The organism is Pantoea wallisii (genome assembly GCF_002095485.1).
GTDB lineage: Bacteria > Pseudomonadota > Gammaproteobacteria > Enterobacterales > Enterobacteriaceae > Pantoea > Pantoea wallisii.
On record NZ_MLFS01000008.1, the window covers coordinates 88,092 to 109,785 of the forward strand.

The following is a 21,694-nucleotide window of genomic DNA, read 5'->3' on the forward strand; positions in this document are numbered from 1 at the left end:
CAGTGAGAAAGTGAAACTATTAATGATTCAGGTAATGTCATCTATCAGCTAATGAAAAGAAATGTACCCTGCTTATTAAGCCTGATACTTATAAACTTATAGAAAGTAATTTTAGCTTTACATACATGGCCATATTCTTAATGTCGGACTCGTAACAGAAGCACCCCTTGGATCCCTATCTTTGAATAACGGACTGGGAGGATTGGTTGTATTTAAATACAAATCACTACTTGCATCCACTTCATATGTATACATACTCATACTATTATTCTCTTCAACGCCGATCACTCCCTGTGAAGCACCCCACTTTGAGGATTTTTCGATCATAAAATCGTATGCTTTTCCCCAGTCAGTTTCCGCTTGCGGCGCATACTTTTGTATGACATGGTAACTTTGATGTAATGTGTTTTCGGGTGGCGTTACGCTATTAATACCACTCATGTTCCCGGATTGGTAATCCAGCACACCTAAAGAACCCGAGTAGTCCCTCATTACCACGACAACATGTCCGGCGCTGGGTGAATAGGTATTTTGAGCCGTATTCGGCGGACGCACGTAAGCCAGCCCTAATGCCTCCATACTCGATAAGGCCTTATCCATGTAATCGTATGTTTCTTACCAGGCTCCAGCCGCACCAGTGAAACTGCTATTAAACTCTCGTGATACCGGCATGACACCCACACGCATCATTAAAGTAAGCATCTCATCTATACTGGCCGAATCCTGCTGCATATTTTGCGTCTGAGAAACTAAATCCTGGACGGTCTGATTTGTTAGTGCCGCCGCGGTGCAGTAATAACAGTTTTGATTTAATCCATAAGGGTTAAGGCTGTCAGATGCACCCTTAAAACTGGAGTAAGTATTCATTCCATATTGCGTTGTAAAATTCATGCGAGCTGGTGTATAGCCCCTAGTTTTGGCAGCAGCGTCCATCTTATTTTGCCAATCCAGCTCAGTAAACATTCCAGCATTATCCCGGAATGTCACCGGGTTGTTCATAACCATTTTATATAGGTTCAGCCCATCCACTGTCCCTGCCGGATCAGTACTAAGCCAGCGTCCTGCCCAGGGCTGATAATATCTGTAACCGTAATAATATAAACCCGTTGCGTCGCGCTCTTTCCCTGAATAACGCGCCATCTTGTAATCCATTTCTACCCGGTTACGTCCTGCTTTAACAGCGGTGCCGCCGTATGGGTAATACTCTTCAACGCTGATAACATCGCCGTCACCATCCAGCTCAAGCGTACCGCTGCCTACCAGGTCATTATAGCCGTAGCGTATCTGGTTATTACTGATTTCAGCCGGGCAACCGCTTTCCCAATGCAAAACACGCGCGTCTGCCCGCCCCGCCTTACCCATATTAATGATCTGTAGCATCTCTGTTTCAGTACTTCCAATCGTGGTGGTGCGTAGTTCCAACCCGGGCAGATAAAGCACCCGCTGCGTCTGTGTAGTGCTGCCTTTTTTTTGTCTGGACAATTTAATCACGCGCTGGCTATTGCCATCGTAGCGATACACCTCCTGGTCAGAGGCATCGCCATCGCGTGCCACAGGGGTGACTTGCTGCAACTCATTACGATGTGTCCAGACAAGCTTCTGACCTGGCATCAGCCATGACTGTTGTCCGCCTGCAGTGAATAACGCATCCACTTCTTCTGGATTTTCAGTAAGCGTACTCAGTACCCCCCGATTGCTGTGGTTACTTATCGTGAAATTCTTCGTATAGCAGTTATTGGCAGCAGGAGCATGATGCTTTATTTGTGTCAGATTCCCGGCTTCATCATAGCTATAGTGACGCAGGTAGTGGGTAAGGGCAGAGCTATCGGTAAAAGCGGCCGTAAAGGGTGAGCGGCTGCTCTGCTGGCCTGCATCAGCCATTTCACGCCCTGTCGCACTGACAAGCTGGTATAGGCTGTCGTAAATGTATGCGTTTTTCGGAACTATTTTCTGATTACGCCAGAAGCGGGTTTCTTCCGCGTCATTACTGGTATGCATTACGTTACCCACCGGGTCATACTCAAAGCGCAAATCCTGTAACAATTTCTGGCCAGAGGGATGCCCAGCCAGGCGCTCCGTTCTGACACCAGCCAGACGCTGTGTATCCGCAAAATAGCTGTAGGTGGTCACTACACCATTGCCGTGCTCTTCACGCTGCTTCTTTCCATCAGCAGTATACTCTACTGATTTTATAACCATTTTCTCCGTGTCGTTCTTCAGTTTTAGTCCGCTGCTGGCCAGTCTGCCCGCCACGTCATAAGTGACCCGCTGAATGTTATCTTTAGCATCAAAAATGAGCAGCGGCTCCCCGGCAGCATCCACCGTCGTTCGGGTAGTGAAAGTTTCTACCTGCAGTCGTTTATTCCATTCTGACGCATCCTGCCCCTGCCAGTCGGCCATGGTGGCCGAAGCATCCGTATCCTTTAAAAATCGGCGGGTAACAGAACTCGGTACCCCCGTCAGAGTAATGCTTTCCGTCTTCACGAGACCGGCGGTATCGTAATGACAGACAAGGGCTCCGGCCAGATTTCGCACCTTATTTTCAACACCGCCTCTGCCATAAACGAAGCGCTCTGTGATACAGGCAGCTTCATCACCTATACGCTCTGTGACAGAAAGCAGGCGCCCGGCCAGAGTTCTCTCCTCATAAGTAAAATTTTTAGTCACGGCACAGTTTGTACTTTCATCCGCAACATCGATGTTACTGATGACAAGGAGCGGCTGGCCGGTAACGTCACTCAGTGAGAGGGAAGTACCTGCATCAGCGCTCTGTGTGAGCAAAGGCGCCCCGTTCAGGCCCGTCAGATACCTGAAATTCACATGTCCGGCATGGTGCAGACGGGGGTCGGCGCTCTGGGCTGGAAATCCACGCTCGTTAAAAGCATGGCGGGTAATACGCTCACAGGTAATATCTGGCGTGTCCGGATGTCGGTGATACCCAATTTCGCGAACGATTTGAGCCCGATTATCGAATACATTGACGGAGGGGGTTCTGCTGAACAGAGATACATTCATGGGGGGCTCCCGGTTATGTTGTGTCGCCATCAGAGCTATGTATGAAAGCCACACAACAGGTTCACGTTATATAGGGTGGTAATCCTGAAATTTAGCTGTGATTGTCTCTACACCTGCCGGTTCAAGACTTCCTCTGCCAGATCATTCTCATCATACGCAACAGTAAACCAGGGAAAGTACTGTGTACGCTGCTCCCAGCCTGCGGCTTTTATTACCTTTATCACCCGCCCAAGTGCATCATAGATATGAGTATCCGCATAAAGACCTTCGCGCGCGCTGTCGTCATAGACCGGACGCCAATCATTCAGGTAAAACGGCAGCCAGGTTTGCACCGGCTGTCCCTTGTTGTCATATACCGTCTTGCCTGTTACCGCCCAGCGCGTATTTGCATGCGCTGTAACCGCCCTACCTTTTTCATCAACAACCAGTCCCCCGTTGGCTGAGCGTAAAAACGCCTCACCTGCAGGATTCAACACGGACGTTTGCAACTGTCGACCTGCACCGTCACTGTAGGTAATCCTAATGCGCACCTTTTGTAATGGGTCATCGTCGTAGCGATCGCTTTGCAGGCTGATGATATGTACGGGCTCACACCCTTCGCGGATATTGATCTCCCGGAGGCCGTGCTCCCGGATAAAGCGCCGCAGCGCCAGTTCGCCCGTACGCTCTGTTCCCGGGATGCTGCCATCCGCGTTTCTTTTGAGCGGCATCCAGCTGTCTGCAACGATATGCTGCGCGGTGGCAATAGGGATATTTTTCAGCTTCAAAAAGCCGGCGACGTCGGCAGGCGGCGTGAAGTCGCCCTGGCTGTAACCCGTCTCTATCACTTTATTCTCTTCGATACTGAACTCGGTTCCACGGAAGCGGCCATACGAAAAGCGCCCCCACACATCCAGTGCCACACTCTGCACGTTATCATTTGGGTCAGTAATGGCTGTCACGCTCCAGGTGCGCCAGTCATACTCATAGGTGGACGTAAGCCCTGCCGCATCTCTGAGGGTGTGAATAACCTGGTAATTCTCATGCCAGGCGATCTGCGTTTCACCTGACAGTTCACTGGGGCGAAAAGCGATCTGGCGGAAAAATGCCCGGGCGCTGCCGTACCGCGCCAGGTTGTGTCTGCCACTCCATAACGCTTTCCCATCCAGCTGAATCTGTCTGTATCCTCCCCGGAGCAGGAGTTCGTTAAGCTCACTCTCTCCCATCATGCTGCTGAACATGCCGAGCGATTCCGGCTCCAGCATGGCCGTTTCGGTATAGGCCACCAGTGCCTGCCTGGTGGGCAGCCCGGCGATTGTCTCATCGTCCGTATACCATGCGGTGCGCGTATACCCGCCCAGCGTCGCATCAGTCGGAACCTTGGGCAGTGTCTCCACGCTGAATCCGCCTTCCGGCACCTGACCGGGCGTGAGCTGAACGATATCCGAGCGCTGACTCTGGATCACGCCTGTTAAGTGGCAACTGCCGGTGCGCAGGTTACAGATTTCATTGCGATGATGCGTCAGCCATAGGGTATTTTGCTGTTCATCACGGCTTGCGCTGACCAGACCCGCCGGCAGCGAGTCCGGATAAACGTCAGGCTGTATTAGCGAAGGCAGTCGCGGGTAGCGCACATCAGCCTGATGCAGGATGCCGCCATATTCATCCTGCTGAAGTACCAGCGACTGCGAAACCACGGGATCGGAGGCAATCCGTTCCATAGTGAAGTTGAGTGATTCAATTGAGGTAATCAGTGCCGCCGGTTTACGGCTGTCGCGGGTGGCGCAGGCTCGTACCTGCCAGCGCTGACGGCTGATGCTGTAAGGAATCGCCTCAAGTGCTGAGCCATCAAGGCCATAAACCTCGGTGCGCACAGCAGCGCCTTTTAGCGCTCGCTGCAGCCAGCGGCGGGTCTCTGCATCCGGCGTATACTCCACCTCATTACCTGCGGCACTTATCTGAGTGAACCGCAGGGGGCGCAGGGAGAACTGTGCTTCAGCCGAATCGCTGGCATCAAAGGCTCCGGAGGTTTCTGTGTCGAACGCCTCTATTCCGCTCAGGAACCAGCTACGGATCTCAATCGGTGGCGTTTGACAATGTTCATTCACTTCACTGTCATGCTGGATCAGCCGGGTAAAACCACGGAATTCACGCTCGTGACCGTCCCAGATCCCGCGCTGATACTGCATTTTCCTTATCGTCACCAGACCACTGATATCATCAATACTGGTGATCTTACTCAGCATATGCACCGGGAAAGGCAACTGGCTGACAGCAGGCTTGCCGGCAGCCAGCAGCGCGGCTTTCTCATCCAGCCAGCCCTGCGCTGAGCTACGGTACTCCAGCAGCGTGCGGCCGCCAGCGTTGGTACACACTTCAGACAACAACCACGGACGAACATCGTTGAAGCGGTATAGCCAGCTGCGCGGTGACATATGCGGCAGGGTCAGCAGCAGCTCCGCAGTTCCCTGCCCCCGCATATCGGTCAGTTGCACTATGCAGGTGTCATCCAGCTTTACGCCTGCCGGCGCGCTGATCGGCTCAGCTTCGCTGAAATAGTTACCCGAATGGTTAACAAAAACGCGGATTTGTCCAGGCTCAACGTAGAGAATATCGGTGGTCCCTGAACCATCCGTATCTCCCAGATAAACGCGACTGGCGACAAAATTCTCCACGCTAAAGCCGGGCAGCGTAATGGCTTCAGCAAAATGGCCATGACCGAGCGACGGCCAGCAGGTCACGCCCTCGCCCGTGATCTCAGCAAGCTGCACCTGCCCGCTGCCTGCAAAGTCGGTAAATGCCACCAGCCGCTGCTCAGAACTATCGGCAGGCAAAGGCTGTTTACCTTTATAGTCAACCGTAGCGGCACGGCGCCAGCCGCTGGCCGCCGCAGAGGGCCAGAGACGGACGCTGCGCGGGCCAATCATGGCAATATCCTGCAGGCCGCCGCCAGAGAGATCGACCAACTGCGCCGAAGGATGCTGCAGTTCTGCCGGAATCGCGGCCAGCGGAATAAACTGGCTCCAGCGTTGATCGGGAGAGAGCGTAAAGCATCCGCTTAGTCCCTCAACATTGACCAGCCACTCAGGGCATCCGTCACCGTCAATATCGGCCAGGCTTCCCGGGTTCAAACCCGGTACCTGCGGCAGGCGCTGTGCGCTGCCCCACGTGACCTCCTCTGTTCCCGGTTTCGCCCGCTGCGGTGCCCGAAACCACCAGGCGCCCTCATCCTGATAAAGCAGGCCGGGCAATCCTTCACCATAAAGGTCTGCCATTTGCCATCCTGGTGGACAGAATCCATTAAGGGCGGGTACCGGCTCCCAGCCAGGCTGCTGGCTCCCCGGCTGGCTGAGCGCGAACTCAACCGGCGGCAGCGGATACGTCTCAACCTCCGGGTTACGCACCGCCACCGATACCAGTTCGCTGGTGCGGCCGGTTGATACGTAGCTGAACTCCATACGGGTTATCGGTGACAAAGGGGCACCTGGTGTGGGCCGGCGTGAAACCGTTACATGCTCACACAGCCGCCGGGTGCGCACGTTAAAACCGTAACGCCAGGAGGAGAGGCAATCTGAGCGTAGCCGGTAGCAGAAGGTTGTCACATCCTGAAAGTCCTCCTCCCGGGCGCTCAGTTTATCGTCAGCGACAACGTTACCTGACCAGATACTGCTGAGATAAACATTGCTGACGTGAGGATGCTGACGTTTCTCCTCTGCGCTAAGCCCGTCGTCAGACTCACCGCCGTAGCGATACAGCACCTTTTCACCCAGCGCATTGACGGTGAGTTCCAGATACCAGCCGGCCACGCGTGAGGCATCCTGCGGGTTTGCCAGTCGGGCAGTTGCCGAGCGGCCAAAGAGCGACAGGCTGCCATCCGCATGCCACTGCACCCATACCCCTGGCGACGCTGGTGCCGCCGTTTCTACCCAGTGTTCCAGCGTATCGGCGCGGCTCCCGCTACGTGCTACCCAGCGAGTAACGGTATACGCTACGCTGTCGGTGCCGAACGGCAATCCGCTCTCCTGCCGCGATGCGGTGTTATCGGGCAAAATCTCTTCACCGTCCGGCCCCGCCAGGCGATCGTCTGCGGTATAGCGTGGGACGCCGAAGCGGGTCATGCGGAAAATACCAGGAAGAGAGACGTCCCAGCCGGCGCCATACGTCCCGTTGCCGCCGCCAGAGTGATAAGAGAGAGTTAGCGCCGGAGAGAGTTTCAGCCCGCCGGGGGTCGGTAAAGGGAGCGACCAGCCGGCAGCGCCATCGGGCCCACCCACGGATAACATTCCGCCTCCTGCTGATACAGTCCCGCCCCCTTTGGGTAATGAAGGCGGCGTAAAAAGGGGTCCTGCGCGGTCAGGCGTCGGCGTTGAAGCGGGCTCAGAAGTAGTTTGCATTGTGTTCATCAGAAATCCTTTTTCAGTCTTTACAGCGCGCACGCGCTTGCTGTGTAGAAAAAGGCGGCCGATCGGGATGAGCAGCCGCCCGGCCTGTTAATTTGCGGTGAACTGCACGTGAATGATCACGTCGCTCAGGCTTTCCAGAAGCGTTTTCTGGTCATCCAGCGCGCCCTGAAAACTCAGCGTCATACCACTATCATCGTCGACAGACAGGCCTTCAAACGGCAGCCAGCGGGCTCCCGAGCGGCCATCATTGAGGTTATCGCGGAACAGACCGTTATCCTGTAACGCATGAGAGAGCGCGATCTCATTGCAGCCAACCGGCAGCTTCCCGACGCCGCTATTCGTAAACAACCGACCCCGGATATTCTGATACGGTCCCAGCAGTGCCGGTAACGTCACCGCCAGGCTGCGTATACGGCAGGTTTTACCGCTGAAATCCTGCGTCAGGCCCAGATCCTTCAGGTTGAAGTGCACGGCCAGCTGGTTTTGATTCAGCTCGGCCTTGTTTTTTCCACTCCCGGCATTCACCGGCTTTTTATTCAGCAATGCGTTAATCACCTCAGGCAGGCTGAACGCGTTTTCGCCCTGCAGTTTGCTAAAGAAGGTTTTCAGCGATACCGTACGCGTCACTTCCAGCTCGCGCTTCTGGTACTTCATCCATGCCATCTCCATCTGCGCCAGCGACAACATCAGCCCTTCACCACACATCAGACCAGCCCAGGCGCCGCTCCAGGTGCCGGTACGCAGGTAGGTTGTGGTATCGCCCATCTCCCACTGCAGGGCTCGCTCCGCCATCAGGCAGCAGGACGCCGTCAGGTCATAGTATTGATAGAAAATGGTTGCCAGACGGGCACGCAGCCAGCTGTATGTTCCCTTCACGCTAAACTGCCCCAGCAGCAGCTCAAGCTGCGCGCTGGCTTGCGCACTCTGCATCTCCATCTGCGTTAACAGCATGTTTGCCGCCGTCACGCGCGTTTCCAGCGCCGCGTACTGTGCTTCAAGCATGCCGAGCTCTTTATCTGCGGTTTTGTACTGGATCTCCCACTCCTGACGACGGCGGCGATACTGCTCCTCCTGGCCGATGCGGTTCGCGGTCATCTGCAGTGCCGAAGAGTAGATTTCGATGGCGTCACCGGCCGCTCTGAGCGGCCCCTCATACTTCATACCGCCCGCCGCGAAGCCAAATATATTGGGGGCCATACCGGCTATTGCTGCTGCTACGTAGAGCGGCTTGATCCCGGTCGACAGTGCGTTTGAGGCGGCAATCAAATCCATGGCCGATTGTTCGCCCGCGTTAATATTCTCCTCATACAGCGCGGCATAGTGATCGCGGCGGCCGATAATCATTTCGCGGTTTTTATCAAGGGTTATACGCTCAGCAGCAAGCTGATCCAGCGTCTGCCGCTGTAATATCAGGCTGCTGTTCGCCAGATCGGCCCCCTGCTCGTTCAGCAACTGCGCCATCGCCGCAGCATCATGGCTTTGCAAAATCTGCTGCATGCTGCTGCCAAACTGTATGAGCTGAGATGCCATATTGCGGGCGCTCTCCAGCAGCGGGGTAAAGCGCAGCGCAGGGGTGGTATTGATCTGCGGCAGCGTTGCGCCCGCCCCGGCTTCCGCGGCTACGGCAGCGGCCAGCAGCGCTTTAGGATCCGCAGCAAGCGCATACAGCGGCAGGTTCAGAGGCTGACCGTCAATGGACAGATTGTGCCGCAGGTTAAACATCCTCAGGCGTAGCGTGTCCCAGTAGGCCAGCATGGCGGCGTTGACTTCCATATTGAAATGGCTGCCGGCCACTTCACCTGCCACCTGTAGTACGTGCGGACGCGGCTCACCCGCCTGCAGCGCGCTCAGATTATCCATGTGCGCCTGCTGGCGCGCCTTATCGCTAATCTCTTTTAACTGCGGATTGCGCCAGCCGCTATTTTGCTCAATCCACGGCCTGTCACCCAGCAGATTCAGCGCCCGCGAGTACCATACTTTGGCCTCGGCCAGTGCGTCACGATCCAGCTTGCGATAGGCTGCATCGCCGCGGCTGATAATAATATCCAGCAGGCGCATAAAGGCGTGGAGCTTGTAGTGCATCGGATCGTTCTGCGCCACCGCGTCCGGATCGTAAGACTCCAGCGGACGATCGTTCCAGCTGGTATCCTCATGCAGCGGCCGAACGTTCCAGATGCGTTCGCTGCGATTCAGGTTCTCTATATACGCCGGGTTAAAGACGTACTGCAGCCAGTGCTCGGCGAGGTCATACTGCTCCTCCTGCAGGAAGCGCTGCATCACCAGCATCGGCGTGTAGTAGAACAACTCCCAGAAATAGATGCCATTGGCCCCGGTAAAGTCCATTTTTGCTTTACCGCTGCCATTCATGTCAGGTTCTGGCGTCTCATTTTGCGTTGCCCAGTTCAGAATGGTAGCGATGCCGGTAACGGCTTTCCGCGTCAGCTCACTGGCAAACAGGGTGTTGAGGCGAGTCAGGTGAGCTTTTTCATCACCATATTTCATGTACTGGGCGCCCTGTGTTTCACTGACGTGCAGCGAAACAGGAAAGACAGTGGCTCCCTGGCGCTTAACCTTAACGGTATATTCGCGAGCAGGTTCATTATGGAATTTATTAATTTTAAATTTAATTTTATGGTGGTGATAATCTTTTCCCCAATCACTAACAGCCAGATTAGTTACCTTTAAATTAAAAACGCCGGTCCAGTTATTATTGACTTCCCAGTCGCTACTGGCAGTAACGGAATTGCCTCCGTCCAGCTGAAGCATAAGGCGATCTTTCGTTACCGTGGTTAACAAGTTGTCATCGAAATTAATGCACCGATTCTTCCTGGTTCTATTCGTGGTCAAGTTTATACGTAAATTTTTAAAATCCTGACTTTTAAAATCAATCAACCTATAACCGCTTTCCATACCTCTCTTAATTACAGATGCATCTTTATCATTAACTTTCAAAGTGCCATAGTGAACAATAACTTTTGAATTAATTTCTTTAGTCGTGAGAGGGCAAGAAAAAGTCTTATCAGGATATTTATAAAACCACTCTCGCCAGTTTTTAAAACCCATATAATTTTTATGTAAAAAATAGACTTCATTATTATCAGTTAATGCAATCATTAATTCTGGCATACCATCAGAACCCACCCCCTGATAGATAAAGCTAGCCCTTCCGGTATAACCCTTAAGCTGCGGGAAATATTCAACTAATCTATTGGCAGGTGATATATAACTATAATCATAGCCCTTAATATTGGTACGAACTTGAATATCAAGAGTGTACGTTTTATCATCTTCACTGGTAGGCGTATCAATCGATTGCAGCTCAAGCTCAAACGTACCAAAATAGTCAGGTGTGTTATTATTACTTTCCCAGTTACTTTCCGGCACCACTCTTGCCCCGACAAATTCATTAATCACCGGGTGATAACCTGTCGATACCAGCTGTTTGTTTTTATGCAACAGCATAAGCTCTGAATTTACTTTATGGGGTTGAATGGCCATATCCGAGCCCACGGTCCATGCAATATTCTTCCGCTTTTCCTCATCTGTGGGATTCATTTCATAAAGTGAAATGATGATGGATTCCGTACTTCTCCAGGTCGCGGCGTAAAAGCCGATATCCTGATATTTGTTATAGTGCAGGTCAATGCCGGACGCCCACATCGCTGCGGTAATATCCCGCTCCACCGGCTCCTGCCAGTTACCGTCATAGCGCAGCCCCGAAACTTTCAGTTGCCAACTCCAGACATCACGAAGTTTCCCATCATCCCCTATATCCTTGGTTGCTTTCATCTCAATCCAGATGAGATAGAGGCGGGATTTATAGACCACCGGACGCAGGCAGTTATTCCAGACCTGCGGGATACAGTTAATTTTCTCCCAGGCAGACCAGGCGTTGGCCGGCAAAAATTTAGTGCTGTCATCCCGTTTATCTTCATCTGCGGTACGCCACCAGTATTCGCGAGTACCCGCCTGACTATGCCCGATAAAGTAGGTCTTTCCTGATTTCGGATCGGGATTATCATGATAAGCACAGAAGGTTGTCAGGTTTGCCACCTCTTCAAAACTGGTTAAATACCCCATGAAGGCGTCACCTACGGTATCTTCATTGATCTGCGCCTGGCCCAGCGCCTGCAGCATCTCATCCATCATCCGCGTCTGACCAAGGCGCGTGGTGGCATCAATGTAATTCTCCGGGAAGTACATCAGCTTGCGGTAGGCCTGCCAGTGGCTGTAACGTGAGTTCCAGCGCTGCCACTCCAGGAAAAACTGGTCGGCAGGAGCAGCCCGGTCCAGCACCGACGGGGCTTCAGGAGCCGTCAGGGTGCGGTGGATAAAGGTCTGCAGGGCGCTGATGGCATCGGCAATGCGTGACGTTTTCAGCTGCGCACCGTTCAGGTTGTCCGCCAGCAGATATTGATAGAGCCCCTCACGATTAGTAACGAAGTGGCCAAAATCGCTGTCACTGTTGAGCAGAAAGCCGCAGAGCGCTGCACTGCACTCCTCCTGCACGATGCCTTCAGCTACCCGGGCTTCGACTGGCGTCAGCCCTGCGGCGAACGCATCGGCTAACTGCTGCCACGCCTGCCAGTCAGTTGCCGGGTCAGCGTCGCCGCGATAATGGGTAAAATTGGTGGTCAGCAGCTGGCCAAACATCTCGGGCGTTACGCTGAACGCCTCGCTCACCTCAACCCACTGCATAACCATACGGATTTCAGCATAGCTGCCAATAGTCTCTGCAGAGAGCAGCAGTTTGTGTTCATATGCCCGGCGCATGGCCTGGGTAATCAGCATCACGCTGGAACCGGTTAAGCTGGCCAGCTGCGCCGCCGTCAGGCCCTTTCCGGAAAATGCGGTTACCAGCAGGCTGGTGGCTTCGTCAGGCGCCGGCAAGGTTCTCAGCCAGTGGCCGAAATGTTGCGCCATGCGGATACTGTAGAGGCTGCGTTGCAGTACCGACCTGTTTCCCGAAGCGGCTTCCGGGCCCAGTAGTCGGGGATTTTTCACAAACAGTCCCAAAGAGGTAACAGGTAAGCCTGTTTTTTTATAAAACAGTACCATCTGTGAGAGACCGCAGGCGAAGGCAGTGGCACGGCTATCCTCTGTGCCGCCTGCTTTGCTCAGCTCGGCCCAGGCGGTGTTGATACTCCAGCCGCCGGGTTGCGTTTCATCGGCCCAGATAAGCAGCATCTCTGCCACAGTATCACTGCTCAGGGCAAACGCACCGCTAATGAAAGGTGCCAGGCGCATAATCTGATCCTTCGCGACAACCTGCCCCGCGCCAAGGATAAAGTCCCGCAGCTGACGCAGGAAAGTGACGATCTCACTTCCTGCCGCGATCTGATTTTCCGGCCGGGTAAGCAGAAACAGCTCGGTGAGATCCCAGCGGTACTGCTGTAGCCAGCAAGTGGTACGGTAGAGGCTCTCCAGCATCCCCTGCCAGACATTTTTCTTCGCGGAGGCAAAATCTGCCGGCAGCTTAAGCAGTTCCAGAATCTGCTGCAGTTCGGCAGGCTTGAGCCCATGGTATTTCGCCCACAGGCTCAGCGCATACATGCCGGAAACCATCTTCTGCGATAACTGCAGGCTGGCCTGCGGATCGCTTTTTTTCAGGATCTGCTTCAGGCAGTAGAGCCCGTAATCATCGGTCTGCAGGGCACGTTTGAGGATAGCTTTGATATCTGCGTCTTCACCGGCCTTGTCAGGAAGCAGACTGATTATTTTGTCTGAAGGCCCAAATAGCTTCCGCCCTGCTCTGCTGAGTTAAACAGGCGATCCCAATGCGATATACCGCTTTCCCCGGGTTTTAACGAGATATTCCCGCCGGCAATGATCAGTGCACTTTCACGCGGAATAGCATAGCGCTGGGTTAAAACGGCAATTTGCGACAGCAGCGCCAGCGTCTCTTCAGAGATGGTTAGATCAGCGCTAACGCTCTCTGAAATGTCTTCCAGTTCGCGCGGTGATAAGCCCGTGGCTTTGTACAGCCGAATCGCTTTATTCAGTTTAAGGGCGTATAGCTCAATGGATCCCAATGAAACGCTATTCCATTCAACAACATTAAACTCTCCGTCAATGCTAGAGGTGCCCGGCCACCATTTACCAATACGCAGTGAGTCCGGTCCATTAAGTTTGAAAGTGGAACCTGCATGCGCGCCCTCTGCATCCTTCATATTGAGAGTAATACTGAAAGGTTGATTGTCGTTGTACTTTTTTTGATCCTTCTTCCATCTGATTGCTGGATTCGTCGCCGTGTATCCCGGACAAAGTGCATAACCTTTCGAAGAGGCTTTGAAGCCAGTACTTCCTTCAATCTTTAATGAACTATTCGATAAGGGATAAACTTTTATGGAATCATTATTGGTGTGCCGGGTAAGCGTAACGCGATAAAAGATGTTATCAATGACAGTGGTCATTGTGCCGTTCTGGTAAATGTTAAGTTCTTCCATCAGATGAAACCTCTGCATCTCTTCATCAGTCAGGCTGTACCAATCCCTGATAAATCTCGGGTTAAGGAACTGCTCGGGTGCCATAGCAGAAAAGTATTTTTTATACAGTAATTGAGCATTACTTTGCGTGAGCTTTTCGGTCAGCAACTGATGCATTGCAGGCGCAATGTTGAAGTGCAGTGCCGAACGCGCGCCGCCACCTATATGTTGAGTAACTTCAGATGCAGCCAGTAATTTTTTTAACTCTGGATCTTTTTGCAAAATGCTCTGCCGCAGACGGGCATAGTGGTAGTGCCACGGGGTATTCACACTGCGCATGTCTTTAGCCAGCGCCTGCAGGACGGCATCATCTGAGTGCGTGTTTTTCTCATCCAGCAGCGATTGCTCCACCAGCTGCTTGCGCACGTGCGGCAGCAGAATTTGATTGGACAACTGCAGCGCAGACACCTCTTCATCCATATGCTTCTGACTCAGTACCAGCTCAGCAAGATCGGGACGACGCGTATCAATATTCCAGCGCGATTTTTCAGGATAGAGCTTGCGTGCGGCCTGATACATCTCAGCCAGATAGGCTGCCGGTGAAAATACTGAGCTGATATCGCCAGGATTCGCATATTTTACCTGTCGCTGAAACCACTCTTCATAATCCAGCAAACTAACTTCAGGATGGCGTAATCCCAGGCGAACCGCCTTAGGTAATACCGGCGATCCACGTGTAAGGACATTTTTTTCCAGAATCAGTAAGTCGTTTCGCTGTTTGCGGGCTTCCAGCCAGGCGTTATGAACATCATTTTCAGCAGCGCTGCTATCCATCTTTTCTGCGAACTCTGGCAACGACAGCAGGCCGGCACTGGCCGCAGAGTGCACACCGGCACGCTGTGTAACGTCTTTCAAGTGTTGTTTAGCTATTTTGCGCATGAACAATCCTGTTTATTGATGGAGATTAGGTAGGTACCTGTTAATGAAACCCAGAATCAAAAACATGAAATTTAAAAGGATGCTTATCAGCAGAACGCTATAGCTAAATAAAGCAACGTGACCTGGTTGCGTTCAGGCATACATCTATAAAAGTCCGCTTTTTTCTGAGCACGCAAAACTTAACAACACTCGAAACAAAACCCCAATTAAAAAGCATTACTCTTGCATTTGCATTAACCAAACAAAGATGAAAACAATGCCGCAATAAATAACAGCAATATTTAAACCCTGTTATTTTTACCGCCTGTGAATTAATTACCGTCCGTAAGCAGGAAATTTCCTCTATAAGGCATTAAGCGTAAGGAGAAACCATTAGCATTACATTTAATACAATTAATAGAAGCAGTAACAACCTTACGATAAAACGGAGTGAAACTCACTCTTCAGGCTCACGTTTACTGAGCTAAAACTGTGCAAATATTGTCATTAACCTTTGAATATCACTTTCCCAAACCAACATAACAACAACTTATAATCGCTAACAAAATACCAGTAATAAGACTTAAGTCATAGTTAAACCAAAATTAATCTTTAAGAGCTTTTTATCTTTTAAGCTGCATGCAAGAATAGTCTTTATCAATAAAAGGACAAGGAGTCATTATATGATTATTTTTTCTGATATCGAAAAGGCCGCTATTTACTATAACGGCAAGAGTGTTTCCTTCACGCCAAAGGAGCATCAGTTTTTTCTTATCATGATCCAGCAGCAGGGCCAACGCCTTGATTCTCAAATGGTTATCGCTAACATATGGGGAGATCGCTCAGATATTATTGTTCAGAACAATCTGTCTCAATTAGCCTTCAGGGTCAGAGATAAATTAAAGAGGGCCGGTGTACCGGTAACGATCTGTGCCTCATTTAAACGAGGATGCATACTCAAGACAGAGAAAAAAATCTTCATTCTGGAACATCGTAATCATTTTATCAGAATCCTACTGGATGTGATTCAGTTCCTTTTTAATCCGACAAAAAGCCAGCCTGAAAAAAGGTAGTTACCGCACTTATTAATCCTTATTAACACGACACCGCTGTAAGATGTTGCCACATTGTTGCTGATTAAAATGACATGGGGAGAGGTGATGATTTTACTAAATCCTGAAGAGGGCCAGGCTCTACTCTGGCTTTTGATTGGTGGAATATCAGCATGGGGAGGGCTAGTCAACTACATCCTCAACAAGAAGTCGCCTGATAATAAAATCAAATCTTCAGATATCATTAGCAACATCTTAATTTCCAGCTTTGCAGGATTAATGGGAGGGTTAATCAGTTCTGAAATTGGGCTCACCGAACACATGACATTAATTATGTCAGGGCTATTTGGTTCGATGGGTGGCTCAGTCATTTTAATCTTACAAAACCTGGTCTCCAAACATCTTAGGTGAAGAGCATGACACATTATAAATTAAGCGCTATAAGTGAAAAAAATTTAAATGGTGTTCATCAGGATCTCATTAGCGTGGTTCGCTTTGCGCTAACTCTGACATCCATTGACTTTCGGGTGATTGAGGGTGTGAGAAACATGGCCCGGCAGCGCCAGCTTGTCAGAAATGGTAAGAGTCAGACGCTGCGCAGCCGACATTTAACCGGACACGCCGTCGATATTGTTCCTTTAATTAATAATCAGATCCCCTGGGAAAACTGGCGTGCCTTCGAGCACGTCGCCTGCGCCATGAAAGTCTCTGCAGTTGAATTAAATATCCCCGTTAAGTGGGGCGGCGATTGGATTAATTTCAAGGATGGCCCTCATTATGAGCTTTGCCGGTTAACCTACCCCTGAGATTAATTATTACGTAATTAACTGAACGACCAGAAGCATACGTATTCAACGTGACCTAAAAGAATATGTTAATTAAGAGGTATTGTAATGAATAAATTAAAATCTTTGAGATCTTCATGCCGTCATATCATACTTGTTAGCCTCTCAGCCTTAGCGTTATCCGGCTGTACACAACACGTACCTCGAGGAGACGATGCCTCTTTTCCGCCCCACTTACTGCCTTTAGCGCCGCTGCCAAAAGTAACAATACCAAAATGGCAGGACTTTTTACCCTATACCTTCCATTGGAAAAATGTGCTGAAGCAGTGTGCCCGGGGTGAATTATTGATAGCAGATTCTGTGCGGGTAACGCAGTCGGCCACGGCAGGGAGGACATTACCTACAATCCAGTAGCTATGTGATGCACTCTGGCGCACGGCAAATCCAGCGCTTACTCCGGATGACTTCAGCGGTGACTTCTTTGTGCCGCTGTTCTTTGTGCTGGTGCGGCGTCGCTTCCCGCTGCGGGAGAAGCCGAAGGATTAGTGTCAATAAAAAGCCGCCAGGGGTGACCGTGGCGGCTTTATTGTTGTGTGTGGTAAGAATAACAGCAAGTTGGGGATTGCCCTGCTTTTCTCTTCACGCGTTACTTGCGTAACATCGCTTCGATGAATTCTTTCCAGTTCCCCAGTTCGAGTTCAACCATAATACCCTCTCTTATTGTAGTGGCGATATTACGCCGTTTTTTTCTGTAGGTGAATACGTTTCCACCTCTTATCACTATCGGCAAAAGCGTATAAAAGCTTCAATCTTTCGGATCTGATTGCTGACGCACATTTCAGCAACCCTTTAAAGCGACAGGAAAAAGTCACTTCTTAAATGCAGTAGCACGAAATTGCACTTTAGGATAATCCTTAGTTAGCTGATGATGCCGAAAGGTATCATTTCCTGCGTTAATGAAAGCGCTTTCTGGTACTAATTAATGGAATTTATGGCAGAGAAAAAGTCATGAAATATGCATGGGGTTTAGCGCAATTTTCACCGTGGTAATGCGGCTATGGTAAACTCGCGCTCTAATTTTTAAGTATGGGAAGAAGTGATGGCAGCGCAGTGGGTGATGTACGGCATTAAAAATTGCGACACGATTAAAAAAGCGCGCAACGCGTTAACCGCGGCTGGCATTGACTATCGTTTTCACGACTATCGCGGTGACGGCATTGATGACGCACTGCTGCAGCACTTTATCGATCGGCTGGGCTACGAGGCGCTGCTCAACACGCGCGGCACCACCTGGCGCAAGCTGCCGGAAGCGGAGCGTGCAGCCATCAACGATGCCGCCAGCGCCAAAGCGCTGATGCTGGCACAGCCGGCGATAATCAAACGTCCGGTGCTGGCGGCACCGCGTGGCGAGCTGCTGGTCGGTTTTAATGATTCCCTTTATCAGGCCTTTATTCAGGAGAAGTCTTAACATGTTCTGTCCGGTCATTGAGCTGGCTCAGCAGCTTATACGTCGCCCGTCTCTCAGCCCGGATGATGCCGGTTGCCAGGCCATGTTGATTGCGCGCCTGGAAGCGATCGGCTTTCAGGTTGAGCAGATGCACATCGGCGATACGCTTAATTTCTGGGCAACGCGCGGCCAGGGCGAAACGCTGGCGTTTGCCGGCCATACCGACGTCGTGCCGCCGGGTGACGCGAACCGCTGGATCAGCCCGCCTTTTGAACCCTCTATCCGGGACGGCATGCTGTTTGGTCGCGGCGCAGCAGATATGAAAGGCTCGCTGGCGGCCATGGTGGTGGCGGCCGAGCGCTTTGTTGCCGCACATCCTCGCCATAAGGGCCGCCTGGCGTTCCTGATTACCTCTGATGAAGAAGCCAGCGCGGTGAACGGTACGGTGAAAGTGGTTGAGCGCCTGATGGCGCGCAACGAGCGCATGGATTACTGCCTGGTGGGCGAGCCGTCGAGTACGGAAGTGGTTGGCGATGTGGTGAAGAATGGTCGCCGCGGCTCAATGACCGCGAATCTGACGATTCACGGCGTGCAGGGTCATGTCGCCTATCCGCATCTGGCGGACAATCCGGTGCACCGCGCGATGCCGGCACTCAATGAGCTGGTCGCCACTGAGTGGGATCAGGGCAACGCATTTTTCCCGCCAACCAGCATGCAGATTGCAAATGTGCAGGCCGGCACCGGCAGCAACAACGTGATTCCGGGCGAGTTTTTTGTACAGTTCAACTTCCGCTTCAGCACTGAATTGACGGATCAGATGATCAAAGAGCGCGTCGCGGCGCTGCTGGATCGTCACCAGCTGCGCTATACGCTGGAGTGGAATGTTTCCGGGCAGCCCTTCCTGACATCACGCGGCAATCTGGTTGATGCCGTGGTTAACGCCGTCGCGCACTATAATGAGATCAAGCCGCAGCTGTTAACCACCGGCGGCACCTCAGACGGACGCTTTATTGCCCGTATGGGCGCGCAGGTTGTGGAGCTGGGCCCGGTGAATGCCACTATTCATAAAATTAATGAGTGTGTGAAAGCATCAGATCTGCAGCTGCTGAGCCGCATGTACCAACGCATTATGGAACAGCTGATCGCCTGATCTTACGCAAAAGGAGACGTGTCATGGAGTGGTTAAAAGAGTACTGGTGGGTGCTGATTATCCTGCTGATGGTCGGTATTTTGATGAACGTTTACAAAGACCTGAAACGTATCGATCATAAAAAATACATGGATAACAAACCGGAACTGCCGCCGCATCGCGACTTTAACGATAAGTGGGACGATGAAGACGACTGGCCGAAGAAGAAGTAATCACGGCCAGATATATTGCAAAACACAGGGGCGCTATGCAGAGCGCCCCTGACGCAGGCCGTAATCCACCCAGCTATATCATCATGATCACATCATCATCGCCGGGCTTCGCGCCGCTGAGCGCCTCATCAAAATAGCGGCGCGGCACGGTGTAGCGCAGATGATCCAGCGCCAGCTGCATGCTCCGATCATCAATGGCGTGCGGTAAATCGTCCACGATATCCAGCGTCACATCACCGCCAAGCGCGGTTAAGCGCTGCATCGCCTGTTGTGCGTGCTGTAGCGGCACCTGCTCATCATAATCCCCATGAATCAGATGAATGGTATTACGCGTAGTGGCGCGCTCCGGCAGCGTGGCGTAGCGCCCGCTAAAGACAATCGCACGTCCGGCAAGGTCCGGCTGCGCTTTCACCCCTTCCAGCACCATCATGCCGCCCTGTGAGAAGCCCACCAGCGCGGTCGCTTCCGGACGCACACCCGTTGCCTGCTGCCAGTGGTGGACCGACTCAATGAACGACGGCATTACGGCATTCACGCCCTGCTGCTCGGAGCGGTCGTGTGCCGGGATATCCGCAAACCACTGGCGCCCCTGCGGCGCACTGCCGGCATGGGGCGCGCCAACCGCGACAACCTGCGCCTCAGGAAACGCTTTGGCGAACCAGCTGCCAATCTGCGCCATCGAATTCGGGTTATCGTTAACGCCGTGGTACAGCAGAAACAGCTGCGCGGGGTTAGCCGGCTGCTGAACAATCACATAATGTAGTGCCATAAGATCCTCCTTACATCACTATACGCCGCTGGTCTCAGAGTGATATTGGGAAAATTTGAACGAGATAATGGATTTATTGCAATGATGCCAGCCGTTGCTGCCAGTGCACCGCTGCGCTGGCATCCAGCTGCGTGAGCGCGGCAGCCGCCTCAGCACGCAGCTGCAGCATGAGCGCCTTACGCCCGCCCAGCCCCCTCTGGTGGGCCACTTCACTCAGCGCTTGTTTTTGCACAAGTAGCGCCTGTAACAGAGGCGACGGGGCGTGCCTGACCAGCCTTTGCAGGGCGGGATAGCTGGCTTCAAAGGGGCGTTGCGCCCAGGCAAATCCGGCCAGCAGAGGCCAGTCGTCAGCGTTTAACCGCTGATCTGCCGTCTCGTTCAGCTGCTGCGGCAGGTCGATAATCTGCCGCAGCCAGTGTCCGTCACGCGCCAGTCGCTGCGCCGCCTGCTGTTGCAGCTGCAGGCCAGCTGGCGTAAGCGCCAGCATCGCCATGGCCGCATAGCAACCGCTGCTGGCTTCACGCTGCGAACCAATGCGCGCCAGGGTAAAACCGCAGGCGCGCCAGAACTGCCACAGCGGTTCGGTATAACCAAAACTGACCGACAGGTAATCACAGCCCTGCGCCTGCTGCCGGGCAGCGCGCACCAGTGCTTTGCCCAAACCGCGCTGGCGTTGTGCTGCAGCTACGGCAATCCGGCTGATGCGCAGCGAACGCAGCGTAGCCGCCCGGGTAAAGCCGGCATGCGCCGCCAGCGATTGCGCCACCAGATTGCCGCGCGGGCGCCGCCATCCGGCCCAGACGGCATGGGCTAACGCGGCATCCAGTCCGCCCTCCTCCACCAGCCACAACGCGCCGGTCACCGCGCCCCCCTGCGCGGCAAGCCAGACATGCATCCCGGGCGCATCCAGCAGCCGGCGCAAATCGAGCGGCGAGGTGCGATAGTGCGCGCTCGCCAGCAGACGATAGCCAGCGTGCAGCTCGCTCAGGTGCTGCTCCGGCGTTGCAGGGAAGAGCACCACATCGTCCTGCTGCGGACACGCCTGCGCATCCTCAAACAGCAGTGCCCGGCTCAGCCACTGCTCCAGCGGATCGTGCACAGACCAGCGTAGCGGCTCATCGAGCTGGAAATGGCGCACATCCGGCAATGTCGCGCAGAAGCGCAGCATAAATCCGCGCCCGGTGCCCTCATAGCCCTGCACCGTGGTGGTCAATAATACGCGCGGAAAACGCTGCACCAGCTGCTGTAACAGCGGTGCCGGAATGGCCGCCGCTTCATCCACAATCAGCCACTCTGCCTGTGGCGTCTCCGGCGCGGCCAGAATGGCGTCCGGCGCCATAAAGTGAAAGTGATCACCGGCAAACGCTGCCAGCACAGCAGTCGACACTTTGGCCGGCGCGGTAACCAGTGCACGCGCATGATGGCGCGCCAGCATGCCGGCCAGCGCCGATTTCCCCCGGCCACGCGCGGCCGTGATCACCGCTACGCCAGCGGGCATCGCCAGCAGTTGCTCAAGGATATGCGCCTGCTGCCGCGGCG

Annotated in this window: 14 protein-coding genes; 6 read left to right on the forward strand and 8 right to left on the reverse strand. The window is 53.0% G+C overall.

From position 1 onward, the window contains the following. Window positions 1-117: 117 nt before the first annotated feature. From HA48_RS04865 to HA48_RS04885, 5 genes are all read right to left on the reverse strand, one after another. A complete protein-coding gene (locus HA48_RS04865) occupies window positions 118-600 on the reverse strand; it encodes a hypothetical protein (RefSeq protein ID WP_128600025.1) in 483 nt (160 codons plus the stop codon). A gap of 15 nt (window positions 601-615) precedes the next feature. Then, window positions 616-3,015, reverse strand: a complete 2,400-nt coding sequence (locus HA48_RS04870) for an RHS repeat domain-containing protein (RefSeq protein ID WP_128600026.1) — start codon at window positions 3,013-3,015, stop codon at window positions 616-618. Between the two features lie 107 nt (window positions 3,016-3,122). Beyond that, window positions 3,123-7,277 carry a SpvB/TcaC N-terminal domain-containing protein gene (locus HA48_RS04875; RefSeq protein ID WP_158086957.1) on the reverse strand — a complete coding sequence of 1,385 codons (4,155 nt, stop codon included), beginning with the start codon at window positions 7,275-7,277 and terminating at the stop codon, window positions 3,123-3,125. A gap of 207 nt (window positions 7,278-7,484) precedes the next feature. Further along, the gene (locus tag HA48_RS04880) at window positions 7,485-12,950 is read right to left on the reverse strand and encodes a Tc toxin subunit A-related protein (RefSeq protein ID WP_128600028.1); all 5,466 of its coding nucleotides are present in this window, start codon (window positions 12,948-12,950) and stop codon (window positions 7,485-7,487) included. Between the two features lie 161 nt (window positions 12,951-13,111). Continuing rightward, a complete protein-coding gene (locus HA48_RS04885; protein WP_128600029.1) occupies window positions 13,112-14,761 on the reverse strand; it encodes a Tc toxin subunit A in 1,650 nt (549 codons plus the stop codon). 662 nt (window positions 14,762-15,423) lie between these two features. On the opposite strand from HA48_RS04885, the gene HA48_RS04890 reads away from it, so the two are divergent. The 3 genes from HA48_RS04890 (at window position 15,424) to HA48_RS04900 (ending at window position 16,598) form a co-directional block, all read left to right on the forward strand. Then, on the forward strand, window positions 15,424-15,813 hold the full coding sequence (locus HA48_RS04890) for a helix-turn-helix domain-containing protein (RefSeq protein WP_128600030.1): 390 nt from the start codon (window positions 15,424-15,426) through the stop codon (window positions 15,811-15,813). An 87-nt stretch (window positions 15,814-15,900) separates the two neighbouring features. Beyond that, window positions 15,901-16,203: a phage holin family protein gene (locus HA48_RS04895; protein WP_158086958.1), complete on the forward strand. Its 303-nt coding sequence runs from the start codon at window positions 15,901-15,903 to the stop codon at window positions 16,201-16,203. A 5-nt stretch (window positions 16,204-16,208) separates the two neighbouring features. Next, window positions 16,209-16,598, forward strand: a complete 390-nt coding sequence (locus HA48_RS04900; RefSeq protein ID WP_128600032.1) for a M15 family metallopeptidase — start codon at window positions 16,209-16,211, stop codon at window positions 16,596-16,598. Window positions 16,599-17,223: 625 nt separating this feature from the next. Here HA48_RS04900 and ypfM read toward each other — a convergent pair. Continuing rightward, window positions 17,224-17,283 carry a protein YpfM gene (gene ypfM, locus HA48_RS22910; protein WP_128600039.1) on the reverse strand — a complete coding sequence of 20 codons (60 nt, stop codon included), beginning with the start codon at window positions 17,281-17,283 and terminating at the stop codon, window positions 17,224-17,226. A 393-nt stretch (window positions 17,284-17,676) separates the two neighbouring features. On the opposite strand from ypfM, the gene HA48_RS04915 reads away from it, so the two are divergent. From HA48_RS04915 to HA48_RS04925, 3 genes are read left to right on the forward strand one after another with little or no spacing between them, the layout of a single operon-like run. Beyond that, window positions 17,677-18,045: an ArsC family reductase gene (locus HA48_RS04915; protein WP_128600033.1), complete on the forward strand. Its 369-nt coding sequence runs from the start codon at window positions 17,677-17,679 to the stop codon at window positions 18,043-18,045. Window position 18,046: 1 nt separating this feature from the next. Continuing rightward, window positions 18,047-19,174 carry a succinyl-diaminopimelate desuccinylase gene (gene dapE, locus HA48_RS04920; RefSeq protein ID WP_128600034.1) on the forward strand — a complete coding sequence of 376 codons (1,128 nt, stop codon included), beginning with the start codon at window positions 18,047-18,049 and terminating at the stop codon, window positions 19,172-19,174. Between the two features lie 23 nt (window positions 19,175-19,197). Beyond that, a complete protein-coding gene (locus tag HA48_RS04925) occupies window positions 19,198-19,386 on the forward strand; it encodes a YpfN family protein (RefSeq protein WP_128600035.1) in 189 nt (62 codons plus the stop codon). Between the two features lie 73 nt (window positions 19,387-19,459). Here the strand turns inward: HA48_RS04925 and ypfH are convergent, their stop codons facing one another. Next, entirely contained in the window at window positions 19,460-20,155 is a 696-nt protein-coding gene (gene ypfH / locus HA48_RS04930) for an esterase (protein ID WP_128600036.1), read from the reverse strand. A gap of 73 nt (window positions 20,156-20,228) precedes the next feature. Then, window positions 20,229-21,694, reverse strand: a 1,466-nt coding sequence (locus tag HA48_RS04935) for a GNAT family N-acetyltransferase (protein ID WP_139807975.1), incomplete at its 5' end; no start/stop codon positions are given.

Excerpts from the sequence above, each read along its gene's own strand:
- HA48_RS04865 (WP_128600025.1), bottom strand. The coding sequence starts at position 600 with ATGGATAAGGCCTTATCGAGTATGGAGGCATTAGGGCTGGCTTACGTG.
- HA48_RS04870 (WP_128600026.1), bottom strand. The coding sequence starts at position 3,015 with ATGAATGTATCTCTGTTCAGCAGAACCCCCTCCGTCAATGTATTCGAT.
- HA48_RS04875 (WP_158086957.1), bottom strand. The coding sequence starts at position 7,277 with ATGTTATCCGTGGGTGGGCCCGATGGCGCTGCCGGCTGGTCGCTCCCT.
- HA48_RS04880 (WP_128600028.1), bottom strand. The coding sequence starts at position 12,950 with ATGTATGCGCTGAGCCTGTGGGCGAAATACCATGGGCTCAAGCCTGCC.
- HA48_RS04885 (WP_128600029.1), bottom strand. The coding sequence starts at position 14,761 with ATGCGCAAAATAGCTAAACAACACTTGAAAGACGTTACACAGCGTGCC.
- HA48_RS04890 (WP_128600030.1), top strand. The coding sequence starts at position 15,424 with ATGATTATTTTTTCTGATATCGAAAAGGCCGCTATTTACTATAACGGC.
- HA48_RS04895 (WP_158086958.1), top strand. The coding sequence starts at position 15,901 with ATGATTTTACTAAATCCTGAAGAGGGCCAGGCTCTACTCTGGCTTTTG.
- HA48_RS04900 (WP_128600032.1), top strand. The coding sequence starts at position 16,209 with ATGACACATTATAAATTAAGCGCTATAAGTGAAAAAAATTTAAATGGT.
- HA48_RS04915 (WP_128600033.1), top strand. The coding sequence starts at position 17,677 with ATGGCAGCGCAGTGGGTGATGTACGGCATTAAAAATTGCGACACGATT.
- dapE (WP_128600034.1), top strand. The coding sequence starts at position 18,047 with ATGTTCTGTCCGGTCATTGAGCTGGCTCAGCAGCTTATACGTCGCCCG.
- HA48_RS04925 (WP_128600035.1), top strand. The coding sequence starts at position 19,198 with ATGGAGTGGTTAAAAGAGTACTGGTGGGTGCTGATTATCCTGCTGATG.
- ypfH (WP_128600036.1), bottom strand. The coding sequence starts at position 20,155 with ATGGCACTACATTATGTGATTGTTCAGCAGCCGGCTAACCCCGCGCAG.